Annotated in this window: 17 protein-coding genes; 4 read left to right on the top strand and 13 right to left on the bottom strand. The window is 49.3% G+C overall.

Annotated features, from left to right (window positions below; translation table 11 throughout):
• Positions 1-7: 7 nt before the first annotated feature.
• The 11 genes from GKG41_RS15330 to GKG41_RS15280 all read right to left on the bottom strand — a co-directional run bounded on the left by GKG41_RS15330 (position 8) and on the right by GKG41_RS15280 (position 7,073).
• On the bottom strand, positions 8-766 hold the full coding sequence (locus GKG41_RS15330) for a ribonuclease HII (RefSeq protein WP_154260184.1): 759 nt from the start codon (positions 764-766) through the stop codon (positions 8-10).
• A 10-nt stretch (positions 767-776) separates the two neighbouring features.
• Positions 777-1,646, bottom strand: coding sequence for a ribosome biogenesis GTPase YlqF (gene ylqF, locus GKG41_RS15325; RefSeq protein WP_154260182.1), 870 nt, complete (start codon positions 1,644-1,646; stop codon positions 777-779).
• A 15-nt stretch (positions 1,647-1,661) separates the two neighbouring features.
• Complete coding sequence (gene lepB, locus GKG41_RS15320; RefSeq protein WP_154260181.1) at positions 1,662-2,237, bottom strand: signal peptidase I; 576 nt, start codon at positions 2,235-2,237, stop codon at positions 1,662-1,664.
• A 67-nt stretch (positions 2,238-2,304) separates the two neighbouring features.
• The gene (gene rplS / locus GKG41_RS15315; RefSeq protein ID WP_072852965.1) at positions 2,305-2,652 is read right to left on the bottom strand and encodes a 50S ribosomal protein L19; all 348 of its coding nucleotides are present in this window, start codon (positions 2,650-2,652) and stop codon (positions 2,305-2,307) included.
• Positions 2,653-2,740: 88 nt separating this feature from the next.
• Positions 2,741-3,484: a tRNA (guanosine(37)-N1)-methyltransferase TrmD gene (trmD, locus tag GKG41_RS15310; RefSeq protein ID WP_154260178.1), complete on the bottom strand. Its 744-nt coding sequence runs from the start codon at positions 3,482-3,484 to the stop codon at positions 2,741-2,743.
• 17 nt (positions 3,485-3,501) lie between these two features.
• Positions 3,502-4,008 (bottom strand): ribosome maturation factor RimM, encoded by a 507-nt coding sequence (rimM, locus tag GKG41_RS15305; RefSeq protein ID WP_154260176.1) that lies wholly within the window; start codon positions 4,006-4,008, stop codon positions 3,502-3,504.
• A 112-nt stretch (positions 4,009-4,120) separates the two neighbouring features.
• On the bottom strand, positions 4,121-4,351 hold the full coding sequence (locus GKG41_RS15300; protein ID WP_154260174.1) for a KH domain-containing protein: 231 nt from the start codon (positions 4,349-4,351) through the stop codon (positions 4,121-4,123).
• 18 nt (positions 4,352-4,369) lie between these two features.
• Entirely contained in the window at positions 4,370-4,615 is a 246-nt protein-coding gene (gene rpsP / locus GKG41_RS15295) for a 30S ribosomal protein S16 (RefSeq protein WP_072852957.1), read from the bottom strand.
• Between the two features lie 34 nt (positions 4,616-4,649).
• Entirely contained in the window at positions 4,650-6,008 is a 1,359-nt protein-coding gene (gene ffh / locus GKG41_RS15290; protein ID WP_154260172.1) for a signal recognition particle protein, read from the bottom strand.
• A gap of 3 nt (positions 6,009-6,011) precedes the next feature.
• A complete protein-coding gene (gene ylxM, locus GKG41_RS15285) occupies positions 6,012-6,356 on the bottom strand; it encodes a YlxM family DNA-binding protein (protein ID WP_154260170.1) in 345 nt (114 codons plus the stop codon).
• Between the two features lie 72 nt (positions 6,357-6,428).
• Positions 6,429-7,073, bottom strand: a complete 645-nt coding sequence (locus GKG41_RS15280; protein ID WP_154260168.1) for a hypothetical protein — start codon at positions 7,071-7,073, stop codon at positions 6,429-6,431.
• Between the two features lie 121 nt (positions 7,074-7,194).
• Here GKG41_RS15280 and GKG41_RS15275 point away from each other — a divergent pair, with 121 nt between their 5' ends.
• The 4 genes from GKG41_RS15275 to pflA all read left to right on the top strand — a co-directional run bounded on the left by GKG41_RS15275 (position 7,195) and on the right by pflA (position 11,565).
• Positions 7,195-8,130 (top strand): AraC family transcriptional regulator, encoded by a 936-nt coding sequence (locus GKG41_RS15275; RefSeq protein ID WP_154260166.1) that lies wholly within the window; start codon positions 7,195-7,197, stop codon positions 8,128-8,130.
• 282 nt (positions 8,131-8,412) lie between these two features.
• Complete coding sequence (pflB, locus tag GKG41_RS15270; protein ID WP_154260163.1) at positions 8,413-10,548, top strand: formate C-acetyltransferase; 2,136 nt, start codon at positions 8,413-8,415, stop codon at positions 10,546-10,548.
• A gap of 28 nt (positions 10,549-10,576) precedes the next feature.
• Positions 10,577-10,819, top strand: a complete 243-nt coding sequence (grcA3, locus tag GKG41_RS15265; RefSeq protein ID WP_072852945.1) for an autonomous glycyl radical cofactor GrcA3 — start codon at positions 10,577-10,579, stop codon at positions 10,817-10,819.
• Entirely contained in the window at positions 10,816-11,565 is a 750-nt protein-coding gene (pflA, locus tag GKG41_RS15260; protein ID WP_154260161.1) for a pyruvate formate-lyase-activating protein, read from the top strand. The genes grcA3 and pflA overlap by 4 nt, the downstream gene beginning before the upstream one ends.
• A 36-nt stretch (positions 11,566-11,601) precedes the next feature.
• On the opposite strand, the gene GKG41_RS15255 is transcribed toward pflA, so the two are convergent.
• Positions 11,602-12,378: a hypothetical protein gene (locus GKG41_RS15255; protein ID WP_154260158.1), complete on the bottom strand. Its 777-nt coding sequence runs from the start codon at positions 12,376-12,378 to the stop codon at positions 11,602-11,604.
• 66 nt (positions 12,379-12,444) lie between these two features.
• On the bottom strand, positions 12,445-26,592 hold the full coding sequence (locus GKG41_RS15250) for a leucine-rich repeat protein (protein WP_154260156.1): 14,148 nt from the start codon (positions 26,590-26,592) through the stop codon (positions 12,445-12,447).
• Positions 26,593-26,624: the final 32 nt, after the last annotated feature.

The following is a 26,624-nucleotide window of genomic DNA, read 5'->3' as shown; positions in this document are numbered from 1 at the left end:
CCTGATCCTATGATACAAAATTATGTATGAAAGTCCGTCTGTGGATAGGACTTGGTCCATACTGTTTCAGAGCCTCTATGTGGCGGGCGGATCCATAGCCTTTGTTAGAGGCAAAATCATATTCCGGCATTACCCGGTCATATTCTTCCATCATCCGGTCCCGGGTTACCTTTGCCACTATACTGGCGGCTGCAATGGAGATACTTTTCGCATCTCCTTTTATGATCGGTACCTGAGGAATGATAATCTCCGGAATCGTAACCGCGTCATTTAAAAGGATCTGGGGCACCGCCTTCAGGTTCGATACCGCCTCACGCATAGCCTCATAGGTTGCCTGGAGGATATTGATCTCATCAATCCTGGCAGGACCGGCCATTCCCAGGCCAACCGCCACCGCTTCCTCCATAATCACATGGTACAGCTCCTCCCGCCTGGCAGCAGAAAGCTTTTTAGAGTCGTTCAGCCAGAGAATTTCCTTGTCTCTGGGCAGAATCACAGCCCCGGCCACCACAGGGCCGGCCAGAGGTCCTCTTCCCACTTCATCAATACCGCAGACCAGTCCCAGATCCCCGTATTTATCTTCGTATACACTCATAAGGCGTGTCCTCGCCCTCTCTGCTTCCAGCTTCTCCCCGTCTTTTTTAACCTTCTGAATCAGAGCCTTCACTCCGGCCCTGGGGTCCGCCCCATAGATTCCGCAGAGCTCTCTTTTCCGCTCCTCCCCTGCAGCGGCGAATTCCGCCTTAATTTCTCCTACTGTTCTCATCTGCTAAACCTCACTGTTCCTGTGCCTCTCCTGTCTGTTCCACAGGGAATTCCAGAGTAATCCGCCCGATTTTGCCGCTTCGGAAGTCATCCAGGATCAGACCGGCAGCCTTTGGGTAATCCAGCTCTCCGCCCTTCTTCAGGCATTTTCTGTTCTCCGCAATCTCATTGAGCATATGCAGTCTGTCCGGGGACTCTTCAATCTCATACCGGCTGTTTAAAGCTCCGGAATACTTATCTCCAAGAAACCCCAGCAGTTCCAGCGACAGTTCCTCAATATTCAGGAGCTCGTCTTTGATGGAGCCAATTATAGCCAGCTTAAGCCCTACCGTCTGATCTTCAAACTTGGGCCAGAGAATTCCCGGTGTATCCAGAAGCTCCACTCCTTTGTTCAGGCGGATCCACTGCTTTCCTTTTGTCACACCAGGCTTATTTCCTGTCTTCGTGCATGCTTTTCCTGCAAGGGCATTGATAAACGTAGACTTACCTACGTTGGGGATTCCCACCACCATGGCCCGGATGGGGCGGTTCTTAATGCCTCTTCGTCTGTCCCTCTCCAGCTTTTCTTTACAGGTTTCCTGTATTATACCGTTCAGGCTTTTCATTCCCGTCCCGGCTTTGGAATTTATCTTTGCCACGTAATATCCTTTTTCCTGAAAATATTTCATCCAGGCATCGTTGGCGCGCTCGTCCGCCAGATCTGCTTTGTTCAGCAGGATAAGACGTGCCTTATTCTTTCCCAGCTCATCAATCTCAGGGTTTCTGCTGGATAAAGGCACTCTGGCGTCTACCAGCTCAATAATAAGGTCTATCAGTTTTATGTTTTCCTGCATCATACGCTTTGCTTTTGTCATATGACCGGGATACCATTGAAAATTCATACAGTGTTTCTCCTCTCAGCTCTCCAAAAAGCCGAATTTGCTCCGAGGGGAAATTACAAACCACAGCTTTCCTACAATATATTTTTTCTTTACGTTTCCCACATCGCCGTACCGGCTGTCCTCACTGTTATTCCGATTATCACCCAACACAAAATATTCATCTTTTCCCAGGGTGATGGTTTGTTCGGCCAGACCTCCGTTTGATATCTGGGGAAAATCCTTTTTTTCCATATACGTTTTTCCGTTAATCAGGATCTGTCCGTCCTTAATCTGGATCTTTTCCCCGGGGAGACCGATCACTCTTTTAATATGAATGCTGGCGTGATCCTCCGGGCTGTTTTTAAAGGCAATAATGTCCCCTCTCTGGGGCTCTTTTATCTTATAAATCACTTTATTGATCAGAATCTTATCCTGGGTGGCCAGGGTGGGCTCCATAGATCCCTCCTGCATGACAATGCTCTGGCAGAAGAAAATAGAAACAACAGCAGCCAGAACCAGAACCACGGCGATCTCAAACACCCACAGAAGGATGCTCTTCATTTTTTTATTCTCTGTTGTACCTTTTGAACCGGCAAATAGTTTTTTCTTCAAAGCATTTTCCTCATAATTCAGAAACAGGGACACATACCTGATGTATTTGTCCCTGTTATCTTACTTCTTATTTTACTAATTCTTTTACCTTAGCTCTCTTTCCTACGCGATCTCTCAAGTAGTACAGTTTCGCACGTCTTACCTTACCTCTGCGCACTACATCTACTTTTACTACGTTGGGAGAATGCAGCGGCCATGTCTTTTCCACGCCTACGCCGTTGGAATTCTTTCTTACAGTAAAGGTTGCTCTTACGCTTCCGCCCTGCTTTTTAATTACGATTCCTTCGAATACCTGGACTCTCTCGCGGTTACCCTCTTTGATCTTGCCGTGTACTCTTACTGTGTCGCCTACGTTGAACTCAGGCACTTCTGCTTTCATCTGAGCAGCTTCGATGTTCTTAATGATTTCGTTCATTTGTTTTCTCTCCTTAACTCATTTGGATGTTCTTAATACCTTTCGTAACAGAGGACCATCTCTTTTATTCACAACGCTAGTAATTATACTATAAATCTTCTTTTTTTGCAAGTATTTTTTCAGCCAACTCTTGCTCGGACAAGGTCAGCTCCGCCGTTTTCAGCAGATCCGGCCTTCTTTTGGCCGTGCGGATCACTGACTGTTCCCTCCGCCATTTTTCCACATTCTGGTGGTGGCCGGACAAAAGGATCGGAGGCACTTCTTTTTCCCTCCACACGGCGGGACGAGTGTACTGGGGATACTCCAGCAGGTTGTCCTGAAAGGATTCAAATTGTGCAGACTCCTCATTGCTCAGCACACCGGGTACCAGACGGGATATGGCATCTATCATAACCATAGCCGGAAGCTCTCCTCCGGTCAGAACATAATCTCCTATGGAAACCGGATCTGTCACTATCTCCTCCAGCACTCTCTCGTCAATTCCCTCATAGTGGCCGCACAAAAATACAAGTTCTTCCTCCCCGGCCAGCTCTTTTGCCATTGCCTGGGTAAATACGCTCCCCTGGGGTGTCAGATAGATCACCCTTGGTTTTTTCTCCATACTCCCGGCTACAGACTCGAAAGCTTTGCAGACAGGACCCGCCTGCATTACCATGCCCGCTCCCCCTCCATAGGGATAATCGTCCACCCGGTTATGCTTATTTTCAGCAAAATCCCTGATATTCACAGCTTCCAGAGAGATATATCCGCTGTCTATGGCCCGTCCTGTGATACTGGTATTAAGCCCCTGAAGTATCATCTCAGGGAACAAGGTTAATACATGAAACTTCATCTTACCCTCCTAAGCCTCTAAAGCAGACCCTCCAGGAGATGGATCTCCATCCTCCTGTTCTCTACATCTACTTTCAGTATACAGTCATGAATCGCAGGTACCAGCACTTCCTTCCCATCCTCTGTCTCTATGACATAGACATCATTGGCGCCGGTCTCCATGACATCTTTTAAGATTCCGAAAAAGCTGCTGTCCTCCAGATACACCTTCATATCCAGGAGATCTGCAATATAATACTCATCCTCCCCCAGCGGCAGTGCATCTGTTCTGGTAACCCAGAGGCTTTTCCCTTTATATTTTTCTATCTCATTGATTGTGTCTATTCCTTTGAACTTCAGGATTGCAAACTGTTTGAAAAACTTGACCCCCTGGATCTCAAGGGAAATCTGTTCCCTTCCAGTATCCAGAATTACATTTTTTAACTCTTTAAATCTATTCACATCATCAGTTGTGGGGTATACCTTTACCTCTCCGCGGATTCCGTGGGTGGAAGAGATCACCCCTACCTGTAATAATTCTTCCATATTATATACCTGTTCCTTTGTTTTCCCTGTCCTGTATAGAAAGAAAAAAGAAGGACGGGGATCTTATCATCCCTGTCCCCTGTTTCATTCTCCGTCTCCAATTGACACCTGGCTACTGCAGAATATCTACAACAACCTTTTTATCACTCTTGGAAGATGCGGCTTTTACTACAGTACGAAGTGCTTTGGCAATCCGCCCCTGACGGCCAATTACCTTGCCCATATCAGAGGGTGCCACGCGCAGTTCTACTAAAACAGAATCATCCTCTTCTGTTTCTGTTACAACAACTTCTTCAGGATGTTCTACCAGAGACTTTGCAATTACTTCTACCAGTTCTTTCATCACACACCTCCGAGACCCTTATTTTTCAATACCAGCCATTTTGAAGATCTTACCTACGGTTTCAGTAGGCTGTGCACCGTCTGCTAACCATCTCTTAGCTGCCTCTTCGTCTACCTTGTATACGCTTGGGTCACAAGTTGGGTCGTAGGTTCCGATCTCTTCGATGAACTTACCGTCTCTCGGGGATCTGGAATCCGCAACAACGATTCTATAGAAAGGAGCCTTTTTCTGTCCCATTCTTCTTAATCTGATTTTAACTGCCATTTATCTTTCACCTCCTTTGTTTTTTTCCATATATCTAAAAGGGTAGCTTAAAGCCGCCTCTTTTACCGAATTTTTTGCCGCCTTTGCCTCCCATGAGGCCGGGCATCTGCTTCATCATCTTTTTTGCCTGTTCAAACTGCTTTACCATACGGTTAACTTCACTGATATCCACCCCGGCGCCTCTGGCGATCCGGTTCTTTCTGGATACATTCAGGATATCGGGGTTGGCCCGCTCCTGAGGAGTCATGGAAAGTATCATGGCTTCTTTTCTGGCCAGCTCTTTCTCGTCAACCATACTCTCGATATCTCCCATCTGTGCGCTCATGCCCGGAAGCATACTGAGAACACTGGAGATACCTCCCATATTCTTCATCTGGTTCATACTTTCCAGATAATCATCAAAACCAAAGGAAGCTTTCTTAATCTTCTGCTCCATCTGCTTTGCTTTTTCTTCATCAATGTTGGCCTGGGCTTTTTCGATGAGGCTCATGACATCCCCCATCCCCAGAATCCTGGAAGCCATCCGCTCCGGGTAAAACTGTTCCAGATCGGAAAGTTTTTCTCCCATACCCACATATAAAATGGGCTTTCCGCTGATTGCTTTAATGGAAAGTGCGGCACCGCCTCTGGTATCACCGTCCAGTTTGGTGAGTACGACTCCGTCTATACCTACCTTTTCACTGAAGGTTTCGGCCACATTCACCGCATCCTGGCCTGTCATGGCATCCACCACGAGCAGGGTCTGATCCACAGTCAGGCTTGACTTAATCTCTTCCAGCTCTGCCATCATGTCCTCGTCAATATGAAGACGTCCGGCGGTATCAATGAGCACGGTATTATAACTGTTAACCTTAGCGTATTCCAGAGCAGCTTTGGCGATATTCACAGGTTTTTGCTTGTCGCCCATGGCAAATACATCAACACCCTGCTTTTCACCGTTCACCTGAAGCTGTGTGATAGCCGCCGGACGGTATACGTCACAGGCCACCAGCAGAGGTTTCTTTCCCTTCGCTTTCAGCTTTCCTGCCAGCTTTGCCGTCGTAGTTGTCTTGCCGGCCCCCTGAAGTCCCACCATCATCAGCACCGTTATCTCATTTCCCGGTTTGAATGCAATCTCTGTGGTCTCGCTTCCCATAAGTCTGACCAGCTCTTCATTCACAATCTTAATTACCATCTGTCCGGGATTCAGTCCGGTCATAACATCCTGTCCCACCGCACGTTCCTGTACGGCTTTCATGAACTGTTTGACTACCTTATAACTGACATCCGCCTCCAGAAGGGCCATCTTAACTTCTCTGAGAGCCGTCTTTACATCTGCTTCCGTGAGACGTCCTTTGCTTCTTAAGTTCTTGAACACATTCTGTAGTTTATCGGTTAAACTTTCAAATGCCATGCACTATAACTCCTCTAATATCTCGTGGGAAATGGCTTCCACACGGTCTGCTAATTCTTTCTTGTCCAATGCTTCGCAGTCTTTTGTCAACTGATGAATCTCATTCACCTTATGTTTTACAGATTCGAACTTAGCCACCAGATGCAGCTTTCCTTCGTAATCTTTCAATATCTTATGACAGCGCTTTACGTTATCGTGAACTCCCTGACGGCTGATTCCCAGAACCTCAGCCACCTCGCTGAGAGAATAGTCATTCAGCACCACATCCTCATAGATTCTTCTCTGGTGTTCTGTGAGGAGTTCCCCGTAAAAGTCATAAAGCAAAGCCTGTTCTACAATTTTTTCCATGTGTAATCACCTTAGACATCATAACTGATACCTTTACACTTGTCAAGTGTTTTTTCTTGACAACCATAATTTTTAGTTTTCTGGTAGAATCTTTTTCGCCCCGTACAGCACATTGCGGATCCAGCTGCTGTGAAAATCCATAAAGGGCCCGAAAATCAGCGCGGCGATCACAGTGCCCTCCCGGAGTGTCCAGGGCGTGTGAAAGATAAGGGTGAGAACCACTGTAAGTACCACCAGACCCATGTCTATCTTCTGGCGCAGCCGTCCCATTGTGGTGCCTGTCTGCTCTGCCACCATCTGGATAAAGCCTTCCATGGGAGTGCGGATCACTTTCATCTCCAGCACCAGCGTGCACCCAAAGGCACTGACAAAAAAGGCCAGCACACAGACTATAAGGCGCACCGGATACCAGGAAAAGGAAACGCCTCCCAGCACTGTATACAGCATAAAATTCAAAATGGAGCCGCCAAATACAATATAACCGATCTGCAAAAACTGAACTTTCTTAAAATTTTTCTTTTCTATCAAAATCTGCCCAATAAAAAAGCTTCCATGAAAAATCATGGAAAAAGTCCCCACCTTCATATGCAGAAGGCCTGCCAGGGTGGTGATGGCTGCATCCACAGGCAGAACTCCAATCCCGGCTTTGATGGCAAATGCCACAGATCCGTACACCAGCAGAATCCCTGCCAGAGTCAGCGCAATTCTTTTTGTCATAGATATTTCCCCCTGTTGTAAAATGATTGTTTTTTCATTATAATCATTTCTATAAAGAGGATCTACCAGGATAATCGCTAAAAATAACAGAATCGTGCCATAGAAGAGGGGAGGACTCACTATGCAGCTGAATTATATCGAAATCAACGGGAATCTGGAGGAGGTAACCTGCCACGGAACACCTGGATTTCCTATGGAAGTGTATCTGGATGTTCTGGATCTGTACCCGAACCGTTCCATTTCCTGGCACTGGCATAAAGAGGCCGAGCTTATCTATGTGCTGGAAGGGCAGATTGAACTGCACGCAGGGTCCGGTTCCTATCTCATCGGACCCGGACAGGGCGGGATGGTACCTGCCAGCCTGCTTCACCAGGTCTATCCCTACCAGATGATGAGAGGAAGCGAATACTGTGCTGTCCTGGCAGATCCCTATCTCTTTCACGGACTCTCCGGAGGTGTGGTAGAAGGTAAATATGCCTCCGCCCTGTGGAATGCCAGGAAAGATTTTTTCCTTCTGGACGGATCGGCAGACTGGCACCGTGAACCCCTTTCCTGTATCCGCAGGATGTATGCCTGTGACTGCGAGCGCCCTGCGGGATATCAGTGGGAGCTGCAGATTCTTCTCCAGCGGACCGGGCTTGCCCTTCTCAGGAATCTCTCTTCTGTGCCGGAGCGGGAATCTCCAGTTTCAGACTTATGTTATCAGAGGGTAAAGTCTGCCATGGAGTTTATTCACAGAGAATATCCCCATAAAATATATCTGGAGGATGTTGCCAAAGCCGCCTGTGTCAGCCGCAGTGAATGCTGCCGGGACTTTCAGAAGGTCATCCGGCAGTCCCCGGGGGAATACCTGAATGCCTATAGGATCCGCATGGGGGAATACCTGCTGGTCCATACGGAGAAAAGCGTGCTGGACATTGCACTTAGCATCGGCTTCTCTTCCAGCAGCCACTTTTCTCATGTGTTTGCAGAGGCAATGGGATGTACGCCCCTCCAATACCGAAAGAAAGAGCGCCAAAGTTCTGTGTGCGGCTGTGCGGTGAATGCCGTACTTTAGATTAGATACATAATTGTGCCTGTTAAATTCTGGTAAATATACCTGTGTTTTCCTCAGAACTTCTTTCACGAACTGGGTATACTATAGAATAAAAACCGCGTATTTCCAGTTTTTTTCTAATCTTGATAATTTTTCTCTATTATTTTCCTTATGTACGCAATTTAAAACATCCGCAGAGGCATTTCTTCTGGTATTCTGTACTTGAGAGAATTATGTTATATTTTTAACAAGAATTGGAAATTCTGAAACAGACCATATATCGCAAAAGGAGGCTGACTTACTATGCATACTTCATGGAACGGCTTTACCCCCGGAAACTGGACACAGGAAATTGATGTCCGGGACTTTATTCAGCGCAACTACACCCCCTATGAGGGGGATGATTCCTTCCTTGAGGGACCTTCCCCAGCCACAGAACAGCTCTGGAGACAGGTCATGGATTTGTCGGAGAAGGAACGGAAGGCCGGAGGCGTACTGGACATGGATACAAAAATCATTTCCACCATTACCTCCCACGGTCCGGGATATCTGGACAAGGAGAAGGAAACCATTGTGGGGTTTCAGACAGACAAGCCCTTTAAACGGGCACTTCAGCCTTACGGAGGTATCCGGATGGCACAGAAAGCCTGCCAGGACAATGGATATCAGGTAGATCCGGAGATCACAGAATTTTTCACCAGGCACAGAAAGACACACAATGCAGGGGTATTTGACGCTTATACGCCTGAGATGCGCGCCTGCCGCTCTTCCCATATCATCACAGGACTGCCGGATGCCTACGGCAGAGGGCGGATCATCGGAGACTACCGGAGAGTTGCCCTGTACGGAACCCAAAGGCTTATTGAAGATAAAAAGGATCAGTGGAACAGCGCCCGGACCGTCATGTATTCCCAGGTAATCCGGGAGCGGGAGGAACTGATGGAGCAGGTGCGGGCTCTGGAAGAACTAGAAGAGCTGGGGCGCATCTACGGCTTTGATCTCTCCCGGCCGGCAGAGAACCTGCAGGAGGCCATCCAGTGGCTGTACTTCGGCTACCTGGCTGCTGTAAAAGAACAAAACGGAGCCGCCATGTCTCTGGGACGCACATCAACCTTCCTGGACATCTACGCGGAACGGGATTTGCAGAGAGGTACCTTTACAGAGGCCCGGATTCAGGAATTTGTAGATCATTTTATTATGAAACTGCGTCTGATAAAATTTGCGCGCACGCCGGAGTACAATGCTCTGTTCTCCGGGGACCCCACCTGGGTGACAGAGTCCATCGGGGGAGTGGGTATTGACGGCAGACCTCTGGTAACAAAGATGTCTTTCCGCTTTCTCCACACCCTCTCTAACCTTGGGACCTCGCCGGAGCCCAATCTTACTGTGCTTTGGTCTGTACGTCTGCCGGAAAATTTCAAAAGATTCTGCGCTAAAACCTCCATTGAATCATCCTCCATTCAATACGAAAATGATGATCTGATGCGTGTGACCCACGGGGATGACTATGCCATTGCCTGCTGTGTCTCTTCTATGCGCATTGGGAAGGAAATGCAGTTTTTCGGCGCCAGAGCGAATCTGGCCAAATGCCTTCTGTATGCAATCAACGGAGGTGTGGATGAAATCACGGGGAAGCAGGTGGGCCCCAGATACCGTCCCATCACTTCCGAGTATCTCAACTATGAGGAAGTGATGGAACGCTATGATGATATGATGAAATGGCTGGCGGGAGTCTATGTGAATACCCTCAACATTATCCATTATATGCACGACAAGTACAGCTATGAAAGGCTGCAGATGGCGCTTCACGACAAAGATGTGACCCGCTGGTTCGCAACGGGTATTGCCGGTCTGTCTGTGGTGGCAGATTCTCTGTCTGCCATAAAGTATGCCAGAGTAAAAGCAGTCCGTAACGAACAGGGATTAGCCGTGGATTACCAGGTAGAAGGGGATTTTCCAAAATACGGAAATGACGATGACCGGGTAGACAGCATCGCAGGCCAACTGGTGCGCAAATTTATGAAGTATATCAAGGGTAACCATACCTACCGGGGCGGGATTCCAACCACTTCTATCCTGACCATTACTTCTAATGTGGTATACGGAAAAGCCACAGGCTCCACTCCTGACGGAAGGAAAGCCGGCGAGCCCTTTGCTCCCGGAGCAAACCCTATGCATGGCAGAGACGCCCGGGGGGCAGTGTCCTCTCTGTCATCCGTATCCAAGCTGCCCTTTATGGAAGCCCAGGACGGCATATCCAATACCTTTACTGTAATCCCGGGAGCTCTGGGAAAAGATGACAAAGTGTTCGCAGGAGATCTGGACCTGCAGCTGGACTGTCTGGACAGTGCATGCCGGATTCCCAATCTGGAGGAGGGACTGGATATTGACCTGAAACAGCTGGATGAGGATTTGAAAAACACGAACGTAAATTTATAAGAAGAAAACTTACTGGAGGATTATAATTATGAAAGCAAGTACACAGCAAATCGACAATCTTGTCACTCTGTTAGACGGTTACGCTGAAAAAGGCGGCCATCATCTGAACGTCAATGTACTGGACAGAGAGATGCTTCTGGATGCCCAAAAACACCCGGAACTCTATCCCCAGCTCACTGTACGGGTATCGGGATATGCGGTTAATTTTATTAAGCTGACTAAAGAACAGCAGGACGACGTCATCTCCCGTACCTTTCACGAGGGCATATGACCGGATATATTCACTCAGTGGAAACCTTCGGCTCCATGGACGGCCCGGGCATCCGGCTGGTAATCTTTTTTCAGGGCTGTCCTCTGCGGTGCCTGTACTGCCACAATCCCGACACCTGGGCGGTAAAAGAAGGAACCCGTATGAGTGTGGAGGAAATTCTGGATATTTATGAGAAGAATATATCTTTCTATAAAAAGGGAGGCATCACTGCCACCGGGGGAGAACCCATGCTGCAGCTGGATTTTCTCACAGAACTCTTTGGGGCGGCCAAAAAAAGAGGCATCCACACTTGTCTGGATACCTCCGGAATCACTTATCCCAGGGAGGGCAGTTCCTCTGCCTCCAAAAAAATTGACCAATTGCTTGCGGCTACGGATCTGGTCCTTCTTGACCTCAAACAGATAGATGACGCATCCCACCAGGCCCTGACCGGCCGTTCCAACCAGCCTGTGCTGCACTTTCTCAGGCATCTGGATGAAAAAAAGATACCTGTATGGATCCGTCATGTGCTGGTGCCCGGGATCACCGATTCCCCCTCCCAGCTCTGCGCCCTGGGCTATGCCATTGGGGAATATTCCTGTGTACAGGCTCTGGATGTGCTTCCCTATCACTCTATGGGGAAGGTGAAATATGAGGCTTTACAAATCCCTTACCCCCTCGGGGATACCAGAGAGGCCACAAAGGAAGAGGCAGAGAAGGCCAGGACTCTGATTCTTGCCGGGATGAAAAAAAGAAGGAAGCTTTAGAGCCCGGCAAGCTTCTTTGTCCGGTACTTCCATCACTCATACCAGCTTATTTTTCTTTACGAAAATCCCTATTCCCATCAGTATAACTGCAGAAACGGAGAGAATCCATACACAGGCGGCTGCAGTGCCCCTGTCAAGAGGAGCGTCAGCTTCCGCCTCCCCCCGCTCAGCTGCAGCGGCATCTGTGCCGTTTCCCTCCAGAAGCATAATGCCGTATCCATCTTCTGTGACCTGGACATTATCCTCCTTCCAGTCCAATGAATATTCTTCGCTGGCCGGCGTGTTCCCGCTCTTCTCACCGTTTGTGCTTCCGCCGGAAGGTGTCTCCTCATTTTGGGCCCCGCTCTGATCCTGGGGAGGTTCTGCCGCATCTGTCTCAGATTCCTCTTCCGGGAGTTCTCCGTCCTCCTGGGGCAGCTCGGTCTGCTTATCCGGCTTTGACGGTTCCTCCCCTTCTGGCTGAGTTTCAGGCTCCTCTGAGGTCTGATACTCTACTCTGGGAATCCCATCCAGCGCTCCTTCTCCTATGGTTACAACCGTATCTGGGATGACCAGTTCTTTTACCGTCCCTGCCCCGGTAAAGGCTTCTGCCTCAATCTCTGCCACTGGCTTTCCTCCCAGAGCCGACGGTATGACAACCCGGCTCTCTTCCCCAAAGTATTCTTTTACAGAAGCATAAGTCCCCCGATCCTGATAAATAAAATATCCTTCGCTGTAGTCTGTCTGTGCATACACATGCACTGCAGGCAGTCCCCCAAGAAGAACTACCAGCAGCAGTGCTGCCCATATTTTGTTTTGTCTGATTGATTTCATATTTCGTCCTCAATTTCCCGGGCCGGCCAGACGCACCCAGAGTGTCTGGCCGGCCCTCTCTTCTGTCTAGTTTTCCAAGTACACGTTTTGTGCTGTATTACTGTATACGGTGTGCTGATTCCCATCTCTGTCCGTGTAAATCAAGTAGGCCCTGCAGTAGCATCTCACTCCTGGCTTCGCATTTCGAAGGGCCAGTGTAAAGATGCCGTCAGGGGACGTAAAGCCCGCCTGATATCTGCTTAGCTTTTCATTTTCCAGAACCAGTTCGTCCTCTCCGGCCTGCGTGCCGTCTGTGGTATATACAAATCCAAGTTCCAGAAGTCTGCAGTCTTCCGGCACAGTTCTGACTGAGGTAAAGGATAGTTTTCTGGTTCCATCCTCCTCATAGGCCTTTGTGTCCGACAGGAGAAGCACTGGCCGCTCCTCGATATAGATATTAGAGGCAATATTGCTGTAAATCACCTTCTCCAGACCGTTTTCATCCCTGCAAACTATATAGCTTCTGCAGTAATAGGTGATACCGGGGATTACATTGTTCACAACCAGGCGATACATTCCCTGGCTGCCCTGTGCGCCGGTTAACTCCTCAGCGGCACCGCACCCCTTCATCATTGTCTCTTCTTTTGCAAGCGCGGCGTCTGTGGTGTAAAGCATTCCCTGAGAGAGGAAGGTATATCCATCCGGAAGATCCCGGATGACAGTAAAGTCCATCTTTCTGACTTTATTCTCCAGGAAGGTGCTGGTGCCGGTAACGGCAAGTACCGGGGATTCCTCCGTGCTTACCTGGCTGTCCGCGTAAACAGGGTGCAGACTGATATCCCCGGTCAGGATAAAGGTGTATTCCCGGCGGTAACTGTGAATGAAGCCTCTTTCATCCTCCCAGTGGGAGAATTTCTTTCCTTCTTCCGGCTCTGCCGCTTCTGCGGTGATGCGGGTTCCTTCCGGGTATGCCCCGTGTGCATCCGGCCCGCTGGAAGCATCGGTTATGTTTGCCTGCACAAGGGTCACCAGATAAGCGGCTTTATTCACTTCATATTCAGGTTTGACTTCTATCAAATTGCTTCCCCCCGCAATGGCCCGGCGGATCTCGTCGGCTGTCATACTCCAGCCCTTAAAGGTATATCCCAGACGGGAAGGTCCCGGCGGCAGCAGGATACTGCTCTTTTCTGTACACTCCAGGCTCTCAATGACCTGGCCGTAGTATCCCAAAAACAGTACCGTTGCCCTGGCTGTATCCAGCGTGGTATAGACTGCATACAGAGCCATGCCCTGGCCCAAATTCACGGTGCACTTGGGGCTGCGGCTTACAATCTGTCCATTTCCGTATGCCCAGTAGGCGAAATTACCTCTGGTATTCTCTGCCTCTAACACAAGCGTTTCCCCGGTATTTCCCTCGCCGGTATAGACACCGTCTTTATACTCTTCTTCTGTGAGCTTTCTCCCGTTGACAGTAAAGGGATACTCACTGTGTATCACTACGTTCCTTTTCTCCGCCTGACGGAACCGGGCCGTATATCTAATCTCACCGGCCGCACAGGTGAACGCATAGGTTCCTGCCTCTGTGACGGGCTGTCCGTCCCGGTACCATCCCAGGAACTCCCAGCCGGCTAGAGGAGCTGCCGATATGGTCACTTCTTCGCCCGCCTGATAATACCCGCCGCCGGTAAGCTGCCCGCTGTTTGCAGGTTCACAGGTCACCACCACTCTTCCTTTTTCCTTTTCCTTGAATCTTGCTTCATACGTGCCGGATTCCTGCACCTGTACCTGATACTCTGCGGTCTGTGCTACCAGGCTGTTCTTGTAATACCAGCCCAGGAATTCATAGCCATTGTCCGGTACGGCCTTCAGTACTGCCGTCTCTCCGGCCAGGTATTCTCCGGTTCCCTCCGCTGTGCCTCCCGCTGAGGCGGCTGCTGTGATCTGTACCGGATAGTTTACCTTCAGGCTTTTGGGAACAGAGGTAAGGTATCTTCCTTCATTGCTTCCCATTCTTCTCAGGACCAGATAGGTACCCTCCTTCGGCGCCTCCAGTCTGAGGCCCGCCGTATAGGTGAAGGTTCCGCAGTTCGTCCAGTCGTATCCCTCGGTCTGATCGGTCAGGAGATACTGGTAGGCTCCCCCTGTGAGACCCTGGAAGGTGTAAGCTCCGTTTTTGTAAGAGCAGGTAATCTCGCCTGTGATATATGGCGCTGAAGGAATAGCCCTTTTTGTAATATTGCCCGCCGGTGCTTCGCTGGATGCCTTTTTTCTCACCCAGAGCATCTGTCCGGTCTCCTTTGGTATAAATGGAATTGCCTGACCGTTTGCCTCTGTCCACTGAACCCCATCCCAGGAATATTCATAATCCTTCCCGAAAGCTTCTGCCGTGCAGCAGCCCTCATAATTAATAGATACCGCAGGTGCCTCAGGCACCTCCATAGACTGGTAGGTTGTGTTAAACAGTATATCCCGGCAATATAAAACCCTGGATTCTTTTGCCCAATAATATTCATTCAGGGACTTGTAGGATGCCCCCGCTTCGCTGTTGATATTACTTAGCACCTCCTCTGTCTTATTTTCCGAAATTGAAGTAATATAAGCCTTTTCTCCCAGCAGTCTCATCTTAATCAGGTACTTCATAGACCTGAGTGCGGATAAATTGTCAAAGCTGTTCAAAGATTCCTGACACTTATCCCTGAATGCCTTCGTCAGCGCCCCTGCATATCTGAGTTTCTGAAGATTTTCAACATTGGCTTCCCAGGCAAACAGATACTCCAGCCCGCCGTATATTGCTGTGACAATTGCCTTGATGGCTAGAACCACAGGACCTGTAACTAAAAATTTTGCATTGATAAAGGCGCTCACCGCCAGTTCCAGTGCCGTACCGCTCATATTAACGGCTGTGCTTTTGATAAATGCTGCAGTCTGTTCTGCCTTGGCGTCAAATTCATCTGATATTTTCTTCTTTAACGTCTTTGCCTCTTTGACTACCAGTTCATCCATTCCCTGGGCATTGATCACCGTATCCAGAATAAACATGGCTTCTTCCTTGTTCTGGTTAATCTTTACAAGGGTATTAGTGAACTCGCAGGAGTAGATCCATCCGTCCGCGGCGTCACCCAGCAAATCAATGGCGGTTCCTATATATTTTAATTCTTTAGACATGGCTTCCCGCTGTGCTTTTTCGATTACGCGTGTAGACTGAAAAAGGGAGTTCAGAGCTGCCGCTGACCCTGCTGTTGCTATCATAGTCACCAGGCGGCTGGTAAATGTATCGGTTCCCCCCAGTTCCAGACTTTTGGCTATTTTCCGGATACTGCCCTCATCCCCGGACAGGATATCCAGATTTGAAATAATCTTAAGCGCCTCGCTCTCTGGTATCTCCAGCTTTTCTCCCAAATCCGCCGGGTCTTTCAAATATCCTTTGAGCACTCCTATGATACCCTTTGCCATATCCAGGTATTTTTTCTGTGCGCTGAGATCCACAGCTTCGTCAAAGGACTCATCTGCCAGCAGCTGAACGATGTAAGAGTCTATCACCTTTTTCTTGTCCTCATCTGTAAATACCCGGAAGTCCATTTTAAACAATACATTTGAGGATCTGTAGAGAAATTCTCCTGCATTTTTCCAGAAATCTTTCTCATCGTAGATAGACTGCATGAAGTAATAGAAATTCGTATTATAGATATCCATAATGAATTCCTTTTCCCCTGCATTGCTGTTCCAGCGTTCATTGACTTTTTGATCCGGACTGCTCATATCAAACAAATTCATCTGAATGAAAGAAATCTCTACCGGTATGGACAGCTCGGTCAGAGTCTCTGCAATAGCCGACTGGATATAAGCGGGATCCTCCTCCTGAATTGCCCCGTAGGCAACATACCGTTTCATATAGGTTTCTCCGGCATGGAGTGTTTCCAGCTCCTTGTCAGGATCGAGTATCTGGGAATACTCTGTGCTGCTATTGCTTAGCGTGGCATTCAATGCCATAACAGAGACATCTCTGCCCTCCAGTTCATCCTCCTCCTTGCCTTCTTCGTATTTATAGCTTTTAATGATCTCCCCCATAACATCAATGGTGGGCAGGTAGTAATCTATCTGGCCGTTGTTTGACAGGCCCAGATCAAAGTACATGGCTCCGTTGCTGATGTCTTTGTTGATCACAGCTTTCATGGATAAACCGGACAGGCCGTATACCGTAATTGGTTCCTCTGACACGAATCTGGCCTGTACGGGCGCCTGGAACATGTCAAGTACAGAGCTGTAATCTGCAGATATTTCATATTTTCCTTCCTGATCTCCCCGCAGCACCCAGCTCAGGGTCTTCTCCCCCTGTCCGGGAAGTTCCGGGAAGTTCACCAGTGAGGAAGAGCTTCTGTCCATGGCGTCAACAACGGTAAGCCCTTCGGGTACATTCAGCTGTACCTGATTGGAGGAAAGGTTAAATTCTTTGGATGCATGATTGAGGATATGAAGCTTAACATCAAAAAATTCTTTCAGGCAGGACGCCTCCACAGGAACATCCATCAGAGCAATGATTACATTGTCATCGCCTCCGAATCCTCCTATAAAGCCTCCGCCGGTTCCGCTGCCGCCCCCTGCGTCAGGCCGGGCAGGAACGACATTTGCCGTAATCTGCCGGTCTCCCTCTTCCGTATCTACGATAGTGGTTCCCCCTCCGAATATCTCGCTGCCGTTGGTTATCAGTTCCATATCCAGGGGCTTGCTGCCGTAGGTAAGGTGAATATTTACTTTTACTACATGCTGGTTTTCCGGTTTGCTTACATCAATTCCGGCAGCACGTATCTCATCCAGAGTCATCCGGTTAATTTCAAAGTTTCCTGTGACAATAGGCTCATGCACCATGGTCAGCGTCACTTCCGCAGTGGTATTGGCCCGGACCACAACTGTCTTTTTTACCGGAAGATACCCGTCTTTATAGGTTCCCACCGCATAAGAGGCGGCGGATGCTGCAAACGTAACATAACCCTCCGTATCCGTATATTTTACATTTTCTGCCGTGCGGTCCAGATCAAAATATACCGGTACACCAGAAAGGGCATTTCCCGCGTTATCCTGAACCTTTGCCCTTACAGTCCCCAGAAGCTTTGGCTGGGTTACCCGAACAGATTTGGCCAGTGTATCTGTGTTTCCTTTGCTGTCTGTCACCTTCAGTGTTACGGTATACGTTCCCTCCGCAGAATACCTGTGTACTGTTTTTGCACCGGTGCCTGCCGTACCATCGCCGTAATCAATGCTGATGTCTGCAATCTCCAGATCAGCAGCGGAACCGCTGGCATCGTAAATGTACTCTACCCCTACCTCCTGCTGCAGGTCGCAGATCAGATCTCCCCGCACCTGGGGGTCTGCTTTCAGCCATACGCTGTCCGTCTCTCTGGACGCGGCATTTCCATACCGATCTGTGGCCTCTACTTTATAATAGTAGGTATTATTTTTCTCGGCCCCGTAGTCGCTGTAGCTGTATTCCTCTGCCTCCCTCCTGCTTCTCTGGCTGATGAGCTGATACTCCCCTTTGCCGTCCTTCCGGTAAATCCGGTATCCCGCCAAATCTTCTTCCTGGCCTCCGGTCCAGGCAAGGGTGATTTTTTCACTGTCTGCGGATACATTAATTTTTTCCATTGTGGGCGGAGTCTTATCCACCGTATAGGAGTAAATCTCTGACTCTGTCTGATTATCCCCGGCGTCCTGTGCCACAGCCTTTAGCCGGATGGAATCTTCCTCCTGCAAACTGCTGATTGGCAGATCCGCGGTCAGCTGCTTATAATAACCGTCGATATCCCCGGCTGTCTTCAGAGTTCTCCAGGAAGTCTCCTCATTTACCTGATACAGGATTTCCAGAGCCTTTAATTTGTAATTATCACTTGCCAAAACACTTACGGTGCAGGCCGAGGGACCTAAGACAGCCCCGTCTGCCGGATACACACTCTGAATCTCAGGCGGATCCGTGTCCTCGGCCATTGAGGCAGTCAGTTCCTCTCCGTATGCACTTTTATTGCCTGCATAGTCCCTTGCCTGAAGCCTGTACCGGTATTCCACCCCTGTCTTTGCCGTGCGGTCTATATAATTCAGAGCATACAGCTTCTCTGCCAGGAGCTGATATTCACCATCTCTCCCCTCTGCCCGGTAGAGAAGATAATCGTCCAGATCCTGCTCTTCTCCCATATTCCAGCGAAGTTCTATATAACCTGCGTCAGAGTGAGCCGCAAGGCCTTCCGGTGCTTTCGGCGGTGTATGATCTACGATATACTGTACATACGGTGCTTCCATGGTGGCATCGCCGGTATTTCCGGCTTTGTCCGCCGCCACCCCCCTCACATACAGACTGCCTTCTTCTGCCTCCCGGACATTTAGCTGAAAGGCAGCTGTTTCTTCCTGCTTATCTCCGCTGAAGTCTAATTCAGTCACAGTTTTCCAATTATAAATATCCGTGGAGGTCTGTATTTCTACAGAGGCCACACCGGAATCGTCCCATACTGTGAGACGCAGCGGTATCTCATCCCGGTAGTATCCGGGCTTCGGGTCTATGGAGGTAATGACAGGAGCTATGCTGTCACTCTGTGTTGCCGCAGTGATTTCTTCTGATGAAATACCCCGGTTTCCCTGGAGGTCATAGGCGGTCACACGATAGGTGTAAGAACTCTCCGGCTTCAGTCCGGTAATATTTACGCCCAGTGTACGGTACTCATCGCACACCGTCTCATAGCTTCCGTCCTCCAGCTTTCTTTCCACACGGAAAAAACTGAAATCCTGGTCCGCCACATCTTTCCATTTCAGAGTGACGGTGGTTGCGGTACTCTCATACTCCAGACCTGTCACCTGTTCCGGTCCCCGGTTGTCAATCTTGTATGTGTAGATAAGGCCGTCGCTTATATTTCCCGCCGCATCCTTTGCCAGACCTTTTACCTGCACTGCCCCGTCTTCATACTGGGCGGTATCCAGCCGATACCTGCAGAACTCCGCCTGATTTTTTTCCAGAAGCGTCCAGTTTGCCCCCTCATCTTCTGACAATAAAATCTGGGTTTCTGTCACTGCCACATTATCTTCCGCCTGGACATAAAGTTCAGCCGTGCCGCCGATGATTTTGCCGTTGGCAGGCAGCAGCTTAACCACTCTCGGCAGCTCTTTGTCGGATTGTGCCACAGCTGCCGCCGTGTCGGACGGAGGGCTTTCCAGCCCCATATCATTGACGCCCACAATATAATAGTAATACTTTATGTTCTGCTCTGCAGTTGTATCTGTCCAGGTAAGGGTGTCCCTGCCGTATATCTTTTTATATAAGGTGTAGGTCCCGTCTTCCTGGCTTCTTCTGTAAATATAATATTGCTTCGTATCAATCTCATGGGCAATGCTCCAGGAGAGAATGATCCTGTTCGTATCCCCCACTGCGGCCAGGCTGGAGATTTTATCCGGCGCCTTGTTGTCGCAGAGTATACTCTGGGTTACCGTTCCCTCTTTTCCGTCAATATCGGTCAGGCGGAAGCCTACGGTATACATACCGTCGTCTATGCCGCCCAGATCCCAGTTTACTTTGTAGACTGCGGTACTTCCCTCCAAGGTGTCAGGGGCTGTCAGTGCCCCGGCGATGGATATCTCCCGTCCTTGTTCATCCAGATAATAAAACTCTCCCGTCGTTTCTTTTCCATCCAACGCTCCCAGGTTTCCCGTGTCCTCCGCTCTGGCATACAGCGTATTCTTTGCCCTGCTTACTTTGTTTAATATATGATCGGTGGTAATTTTTACCGGCGCAGGGGCTTTCGGAGTAACCATAAGAGCCGCCATCTTTGTAGTTCTTTTATCTGCCGTATAGCCGCAGATATAATAGGTAACCGGTTTTCCTGGGGTAAGACCTGTATCTGTAAAGCTGTAGGAAGTAAGATCCGCCACCGGCGCATCCATCTGATCCCGGTAGATATAATATCCCTCAATCAGATCGCCGGCACAGGGATTCCAGGTGAGATGTACGGTATTGCTGTATACATTCGCCGCCCGGAAATTGCCCGGTGGCAGGTTCAGGGTATCGGAGGACAGCTCCACATTTTCAGGAAGGTAGGGACCGTATGCGGTGCGATACGCCTCCAGAGACTCTCCAAGCACGTAAATATTGGTGAGCGAGGTCATTTGGCCGGTAAAAATGTCTGTCTGTCCATTCAGATCCGGAGGCAGACTGCTCAAAAAGGTTACTGTGCGGATACCCGTACATCCGTAGAAGCTGTTTCCGCCGGAATAATTCATGATTTGAACGTTTTTTCCAACCGTCAGACTGGTGAATTTCTCGTCTCCCAAAAAGGCATAGCTGTATATTTCCTTCACTTTATCCGGAATAATCAATTCCCCTGAAAGACTGCTGCAGTTGGCAAAAACACTCTGACGAATGACTGTCAGATTCCCGGATAGCCGCAGAGTGCCGTCCAGTCCTGAGCACCCGCTGAAAGCAGCGTCCTCCAGCGTTGTCAGACTGTCCGGAAGGTACAGATCTCCTTTCAGACCTGTACAGTTCTCAAAAGCATTCCGGCCGATTTTTTCTATCCCGCTGCCCAGGCGCAGTCCGGAAAGGGAACTGCAGGACTGGAAGGCATATAAATCAATTGCAGCGACACTGTCCGGGATTGCCAGGACACCGCTAAGCGCCGAACAGTTCTGGAACGCCGACTCGCCGATTCCGGTAAGCTTGTCCGGCAGCTTTAACGGGCCGGCAAGCTGTGTACAGTTTTTGAAAGCATTCTTCTCTATTTTTTGGAGAGATCGGGGGAAGTTTACCCTCTTGATTTCCTGATTATTCCGGAAGGCTTCTCTCCCTATTGCGGTGATTCCTTCCGGAATGTTTACTTCCTCGTCCGTGCCGCAGTAGGCGATCAGCTCCGTATCCTTTATCACGAAATCGCCGCTTCCCTCTTCTGTCATACGGACACTGTCAGGAAGTGCGGTTGCATAAGTAGCATCTGTATACGCCCTGTAGGTTCCCCTGGGTATGAGGATACGTGCCAGCGAAGGAAGTCCCCGGAAGGCACCGTATGTATTGTACAGATCAGGCGGGGTATCGCCCAGGAAACGTATCTGTTCCAACTTATTGCAGCCGCTGAAACAACTGTCATCAACTCTATTGTAGATCGTAGCAACGCCTCTGCCTATGGTAACTGCTGTAATATTGGACAGGCCATAGAATGCATGGTTTCCTATGGTGGTTACGCTGTCGGGAATGGTAATCTCCCCTTCCAGGCCCGCACAATATGCAAAACAGAGATAAGGAATCATGGTTAATTTCTCCGAAAGACGAAGGCTTGTAAAGCTCTGGCAGCTGGAAAATGCCTCGCTGTCCAGAAGTGTAATGCTGTCCGGGAGATAGAGTTCCCCCGCCATGCTCCGGCAGCCACGGAAGGCACAGGCGGCAACAGCCTCCACCCCGTCTTCCAGGGTAAGGCCTGTAAGGCTGCTGCAGCCATCGAAAGTACTGTATTCCACTCTCTTTAAAGTCCCGGGAATGGTAAGATTTCCGGTCATACCCGTACACTGGTAGAAAGCATAACTTCCGATCTGTTCTATTTCCGGAGGAAGCGTCACACCCGTTATGTTCCCGCACTCTGCAAAAGCGTAGGTGCAGATAGTTTTAAGACCTTCCGGAAGCACCAGCCTCTGAGTCAAATTTCTGCACTGGTAAAAAGCGTAGTCCCCGATCTCCGCAAGGCCGCTGCCGAATGTGACTTCTTTCAGACTGCCGCAGCTGCGGAAGGCGTTTACGCCGATTTTTTCCACGGTGTCAGGCAGGCTTATCTTTGTCACAGAAGTATTATTCAGAAAGGCTCCCGTTCCTATCTCTGTGATCCCTTCAGGCACCTGTACTTCCTCTGCACCGCCGGCATAATGAACCAGCACGGTGCCGTCTGTGATAAAGTCCTCTGCACCTTCCTCACGAATTACCACTCCCTCCGGAAGGTAATCCCCGTAGGCTGCCGCGTATACGCCGTAAGATCCGCCGGGTACCTGCAGTATCTTAAGCGCCGGCAGCTGCCGGAACATTTCTGTATTGTATCTCAGCTCAGGAGGGGTGGTGCCTTTAAAAATCATCCGTTCCAGGGACGTGCAGTTCAGGAAGCTGTTGTTATCGTATATATTTACGTATCCGCCAAGCAGTGTCACCTTAGCGCCTATGACCACGCTTGTAACCTTTTCGAGTCCTGCAAATGCCGTGTATCCCAGGTATGTGACTTTATCCGGTATGACAAGCTCTCCTTCTATACCTGTGCAACCCCGGAATGCACTATTAGTAACAGATTCCAGGTTTTCAGACAGCTTCAGCCCTGTTAATCCGCTGCAGCCTGAAAAAGCCTCGTCCCCAAGGTAGGTAATGCTGTCAGGAAAGCGCAGCGTACCAGACAGCCCGGTACAGCCTGAAAATGCCCCATTTTGAATACTCTTCATGCCGTCCGGCAGCGACAGGCCTGTCAGGCCCTGACAATCGGCAAAACTGTAGTTGGAGATCCAGGTTAAAGATTCCGGTATTCTAAGCTCTCCGGCAATGTTTCTGCAGTACCAGAAGCTGCCCGTACCTACTTTTGTAAGTCCTGCAGAAAGCGTAAGACCTGTGAGACTGGTACATTGGAAAAATGCATAGTCTCCGATTTCTTCGACCGTATCAGGGAGCACCAGTTCCTGATTCAGACCGCTGCAATTGTAGAAGGCATAGCCCCCTATGTCCCGAAGGCCAGAGTTTAGCTCGATTTTTTGAAGGCTGGCGCAATTGCTGAACGCATTTGCCCGGATAGTTTTCAAATTTGCAGAGAAATTAATTTCTCTGAGTTCTGCGCAGTTTTTAAACGCATTATTGCTGATAGTTACTACAGAGTCAGGCATATGTACTTTCTGAACAGACCCATTGTTCAAAAATGCCCCTGTTCCTATCTCTGTAACGCCGCCGGGAATCTGTACTTCTGTTCCTGTTCCGCTGTAACTCACCAGCACCTGATCCCGGATCAGGAACTCGTCTGCCCCCTCTTCTAAAAGTGTTATCTGATCCGTCAGAAAGGAATTGTAGGCCTGCATATATGTCTGATATGTTCCTGCCGGAACCCGGATTTTCTTCAGGCTCTGCAGATTCCGGAACGTGGAGGTGCCATTTGAAAGGTTAGGAGGTTCGGTACCGAGAAACTTTATTTCTTCCAGCGAGGAGCAGCCCTCGAAGCTTGTATCTCCATAATAGCTGCCTGCATTGATTTTTTCCACGCTGGCGCCGATTACGACAGAGGTCAGATGCTGCATTCCCCAGAAGGCATAGTATTCCACTGTGACAACACGGTCAGGGATAATTAACTGCCCCTCTACTCCGGAACACCCGTAAAAAGTATTATATCTCACCGTTGTTAAGTTTTCTGAAAGTGTGAGGCCGGTAAAACCCGAGCAATTGTAGAATGCGCTTTGCCCGATTTCTGTGACGCTGTCCGGAATTATCAGCCTTCCTGTCAGGCCATGGCACCCGGCAAATGCATTGTCTTGTATTGTCTTAACCGTCCCAGGTATCGTCAGGCTTCCGCTCAGTCCGGAGCAGTTGTAAAACGCGCTGCTCCCAATCGTCTCCAGTCCGTTGGGAAGACTGAGGCCGCCTGTCAGACCTGTACAATTTTCAAATGCGGATATTCCTATCTCTGAGAGGCCTTCCGGCAGTTCCAGTCCGCTGAGTTTCACGCATCCGGAGAATGCATAGTCCCCGATTTTTGTAACTCCCTGAGGCAGTTCCAGCTTTTGAGCCAGGCTGCTGCAGTTTCGGAATGCACTATTCTTGATTTCCTGTATGCCGTTGCCCAGCCGGATACTTTTCAGCTGCCCGCACTCTTTAAAGGCGTTTTCTCCAATCACCTGTACGCTGTCCGGCAATATCACCTGTTCAACCTTTGTACGGTTGTAGAATGCACTGGTTCCGATAGAGGTAACCTCTTCCGGCACCTGCACTGCAGACTCCTCCCCAAAGTAGGCTATCAGTCTGTTTTCATCTATTACAAAGTCCTCTGCCCCGGTTTCTGTGGGGTAAATGCCTTCTGGAAGGCCATCCCCGAAGACAGCTATATAGCTTTCATAGGATCCCTGGGGAATAATAAGGTGTTTCAGACTGGTCAGTCCCGAAAAGGCATCCCCCACAGCACCGAAGTACGGGGCCGTGGCACCCAAAAATGTTATAGTTTCAAGGGAAATGCAGCCGTAAAACAGAGAAATGTCGCTGTATCCGCCGCTGTTCAGATACGCAGCATTTTCCCCTATCACAACGCCGGTAAGTTTGCTCATGCCTTTAAAAGCAGCATATTCAACCGTAGTTACCGTGTCGGGAATGATCAGTTCTCCCTGGAATCCTGAACAGTTCTCAAAAGCCTGTCTGCCGATTCTCTCAAGCATCCCCGGTAAGAAAATATTCTCAATGCCGCTGCAGTCCATAAAGCTTTTCGCTTCTATGGCAGTCAGAGTATCCGGAAGGCGCAGAGTGCCCGTGATGCCGCTGCAGCCGAGGAAAGCCTCGGTTCCAATGGATGCGATTCCCTCTTCCAAAACCAGAGCTTCTATGCCGGAGCACCAGGAAAAAGCCCCTGCCCCAATGGTTGCCACCGAAGACGGAACCGTGAAACTGCCTTCTATATTGCCGCAGTTCTGAAACGCACAGATCCCTATGGACTGCAGGCCCTGATTCAACTCCAGAGAAGTCAGCCCGCTGCAGCCGTCGAATGCGTAATCTCCAATTCTCTGAAGAGAATCCGGGAAGATTACCTTCTTAACTGCGGCATTATTCTGAAATACATAAGGAGCAATTTCTGTAATTCCTTCCGGAATCTGCACCTGGCTCTCTGTTCCTGTATACCTGGTGAGCACAGTTCCGTCTATCTGAAAATCCTCTGCTCCGGTTTCTGAGAGCACAGTCTTCTCAGGCAGGTAGGATCCGTAGGCATTTCGATACGTATCATAAAAGCCCAGGGGTACTTTCAGAGCAGTAAGGCTTTCCAGATTCTGAAAAATATCCGAATTTTCTGAAACATCCGGCGGAGCCTCTCCCAGAAACTGAAGCTCGGCCAGCTGGGTGCAGCCTGCAAACGCATTTTTACCTATAGAACTGAGCTGCGCAGGAAGTACTATTTTTTTCACTGATGTATTATTCCTGAACGCGCCGGCACCGATGGCGGTAATCCCGTCAGGAACCCGGACCACCTCTTCCTCTCCCACATACCCGATGAGCACGCCCTCATTGTCAGAGAGAAAAGGTGAACTTGACTCTGTAAAGATCCTGGCCGAATCCGGCACGTAATTCTGGTAGGCCAGATTATAAGCCTTATAACTCTCTGCGGGGACCCAGATTCGATTCAGAGACGTCATATCAGAAAACGTTTCTATCAATCCTCCCAGATCAGGAGGGACCGAAGATCTAAACTTTATAAATTCCGCTCCGGTACACCCATCGAAGGTTCCGGCCTGGAAGCTGGGTCCCGCCACATTAATCTGCTCAACCGAAGCACCGACATAAAACCCGGAAATTCCGGACATCCCATAGAATGTCTTACTCTCCAGCTGCTTTACCTGATCCGGGATGTCAAGCTCCCCGGAGAATCCGCTGCAGCCGTAGAACACACCGGACTCCAGTGTTTTCAAAGTATCCGGAAGCTTCAAAGTCCCGGAAAGTCCGGTGCAGTCCCGGAAGGCAGCCTCCCCAATCTTTTCCAAGTTCTCAGGCAGCACAAGTTCTCCGGTAAGGCCAGTACACCCATAAAACGCATAGCCCTCGATTGTCTTTACCCCATTTCCCAGTGACAGACTGGTCAGACTTGTACATTCATTAAACGCGTCCACGCCAATATATTCCACACTGTCCGGAACTATAAGCTCTCCCTCCAGGTTCCGGCATTTTCTGAAAGCGCCGTTTCCAATTTTCTTCAGCGTAGCAGGAAAAGAGACATGGACAATGCTCTCCATCTCCGAAAACGCATAGAGACCAATCTCCGTCACCGGAATGCCGTCAATCTCCTCCGGAATAACAATCTCGCTGGAAGTTCCGGTATAACCGGTAATCGTACCATTGTCAAAAACAAAATCCTGGAATTCCTGAGGTTCTGCCGTCTCCCCGGGATTAGTTTCCGCTTCCCCGCTACTGTACTCTGTGGAAGATTCCAACTGGGATGCATAGATCATGCCCGGAGAATCCACCAGCATTGTCAAAGCCAGCAATAACGCAATAAATCGTTTTTTCATCTGTTTCTCCTCCTGATTTTGGTAAAAAGGGG

Origin of the sequence: Lactonifactor sp. BIOML-A5 (genome assembly GCF_009677585.1) — a bacterium.
In the GTDB taxonomy this organism is placed as follows: domain Bacteria; phylum Bacillota; class Clostridia; order Lachnospirales; family Lachnospiraceae; genus Lactonifactor.
This window is presented reverse-complemented; position numbering and strand designations above follow the sequence as displayed.

What these genes read in the sequence shown, in the direction of transcription:
- GKG41_RS15330 (WP_154260184.1), bottom strand. Translation starts at nt 766, where the DNA reads ATGAGAACAGTAGGAGAAATTAAGGCGGAATTCGCCGCTGCAGGGGAG.
- ylqF (WP_154260182.1), bottom strand. Translation starts at nt 1,646, where the DNA reads ATGAATTTTCAATGGTATCCCGGTCATATGACAAAAGCAAAGCGTATG.
- rplS (WP_072852965.1), bottom strand. Translation starts at nt 2,652, where the DNA reads ATGAACGAAATCATTAAGAACATCGAAGCTGCTCAGATGAAAGCAGAA.
- trmD (WP_154260178.1), bottom strand. Translation starts at nt 3,484, where the DNA reads ATGAAGTTTCATGTATTAACCTTGTTCCCTGAGATGATACTTCAGGGG.
- rimM (WP_154260176.1), bottom strand. Translation starts at nt 4,008, where the DNA reads ATGGAAGAATTATTACAGGTAGGGGTGATCTCTTCCACCCACGGAATC.
- GKG41_RS15300 (WP_154260174.1), bottom strand. Translation starts at nt 4,351, where the DNA reads ATGAAAGAACTGGTAGAAGTAATTGCAAAGTCTCTGGTAGAACATCCT.
- rpsP (WP_072852957.1), bottom strand. Translation starts at nt 4,615, where the DNA reads ATGGCAGTTAAAATCAGATTAAGAAGAATGGGACAGAAAAAGGCTCCT.
- ffh (WP_154260172.1), bottom strand. Translation starts at nt 6,008, where the DNA reads ATGGCATTTGAAAGTTTAACCGATAAACTACAGAATGTGTTCAAGAAC.
- ylxM (WP_154260170.1), bottom strand. Translation starts at nt 6,356, where the DNA reads ATGGAAAAAATTGTAGAACAGGCTTTGCTTTATGACTTTTACGGGGAA.
- GKG41_RS15280 (WP_154260168.1), bottom strand. Translation starts at nt 7,073, where the DNA reads ATGACAAAAAGAATTGCGCTGACTCTGGCAGGGATTCTGCTGGTGTAC.
- GKG41_RS15275 (WP_154260166.1), top strand. Translation starts at nt 7,195, where the DNA reads ATGCAGCTGAATTATATCGAAATCAACGGGAATCTGGAGGAGGTAACC.
- pflB (WP_154260163.1), top strand. Translation starts at nt 8,413, where the DNA reads ATGCATACTTCATGGAACGGCTTTACCCCCGGAAACTGGACACAGGAA.
- grcA3 (WP_072852945.1), top strand. Translation starts at nt 10,577, where the DNA reads ATGAAAGCAAGTACACAGCAAATCGACAATCTTGTCACTCTGTTAGAC.
- pflA (WP_154260161.1), top strand. Translation starts at nt 10,816, where the DNA reads ATGACCGGATATATTCACTCAGTGGAAACCTTCGGCTCCATGGACGGC.
- GKG41_RS15255 (WP_154260158.1), bottom strand. Translation starts at nt 12,378, where the DNA reads ATGAAATCAATCAGACAAAACAAAATATGGGCAGCACTGCTGCTGGTA.
- GKG41_RS15250 (WP_154260156.1), bottom strand. Translation starts at nt 26,592, where the DNA reads ATGAAAAAACGATTTATTGCGTTATTGCTGGCTTTGACAATGCTGGTG.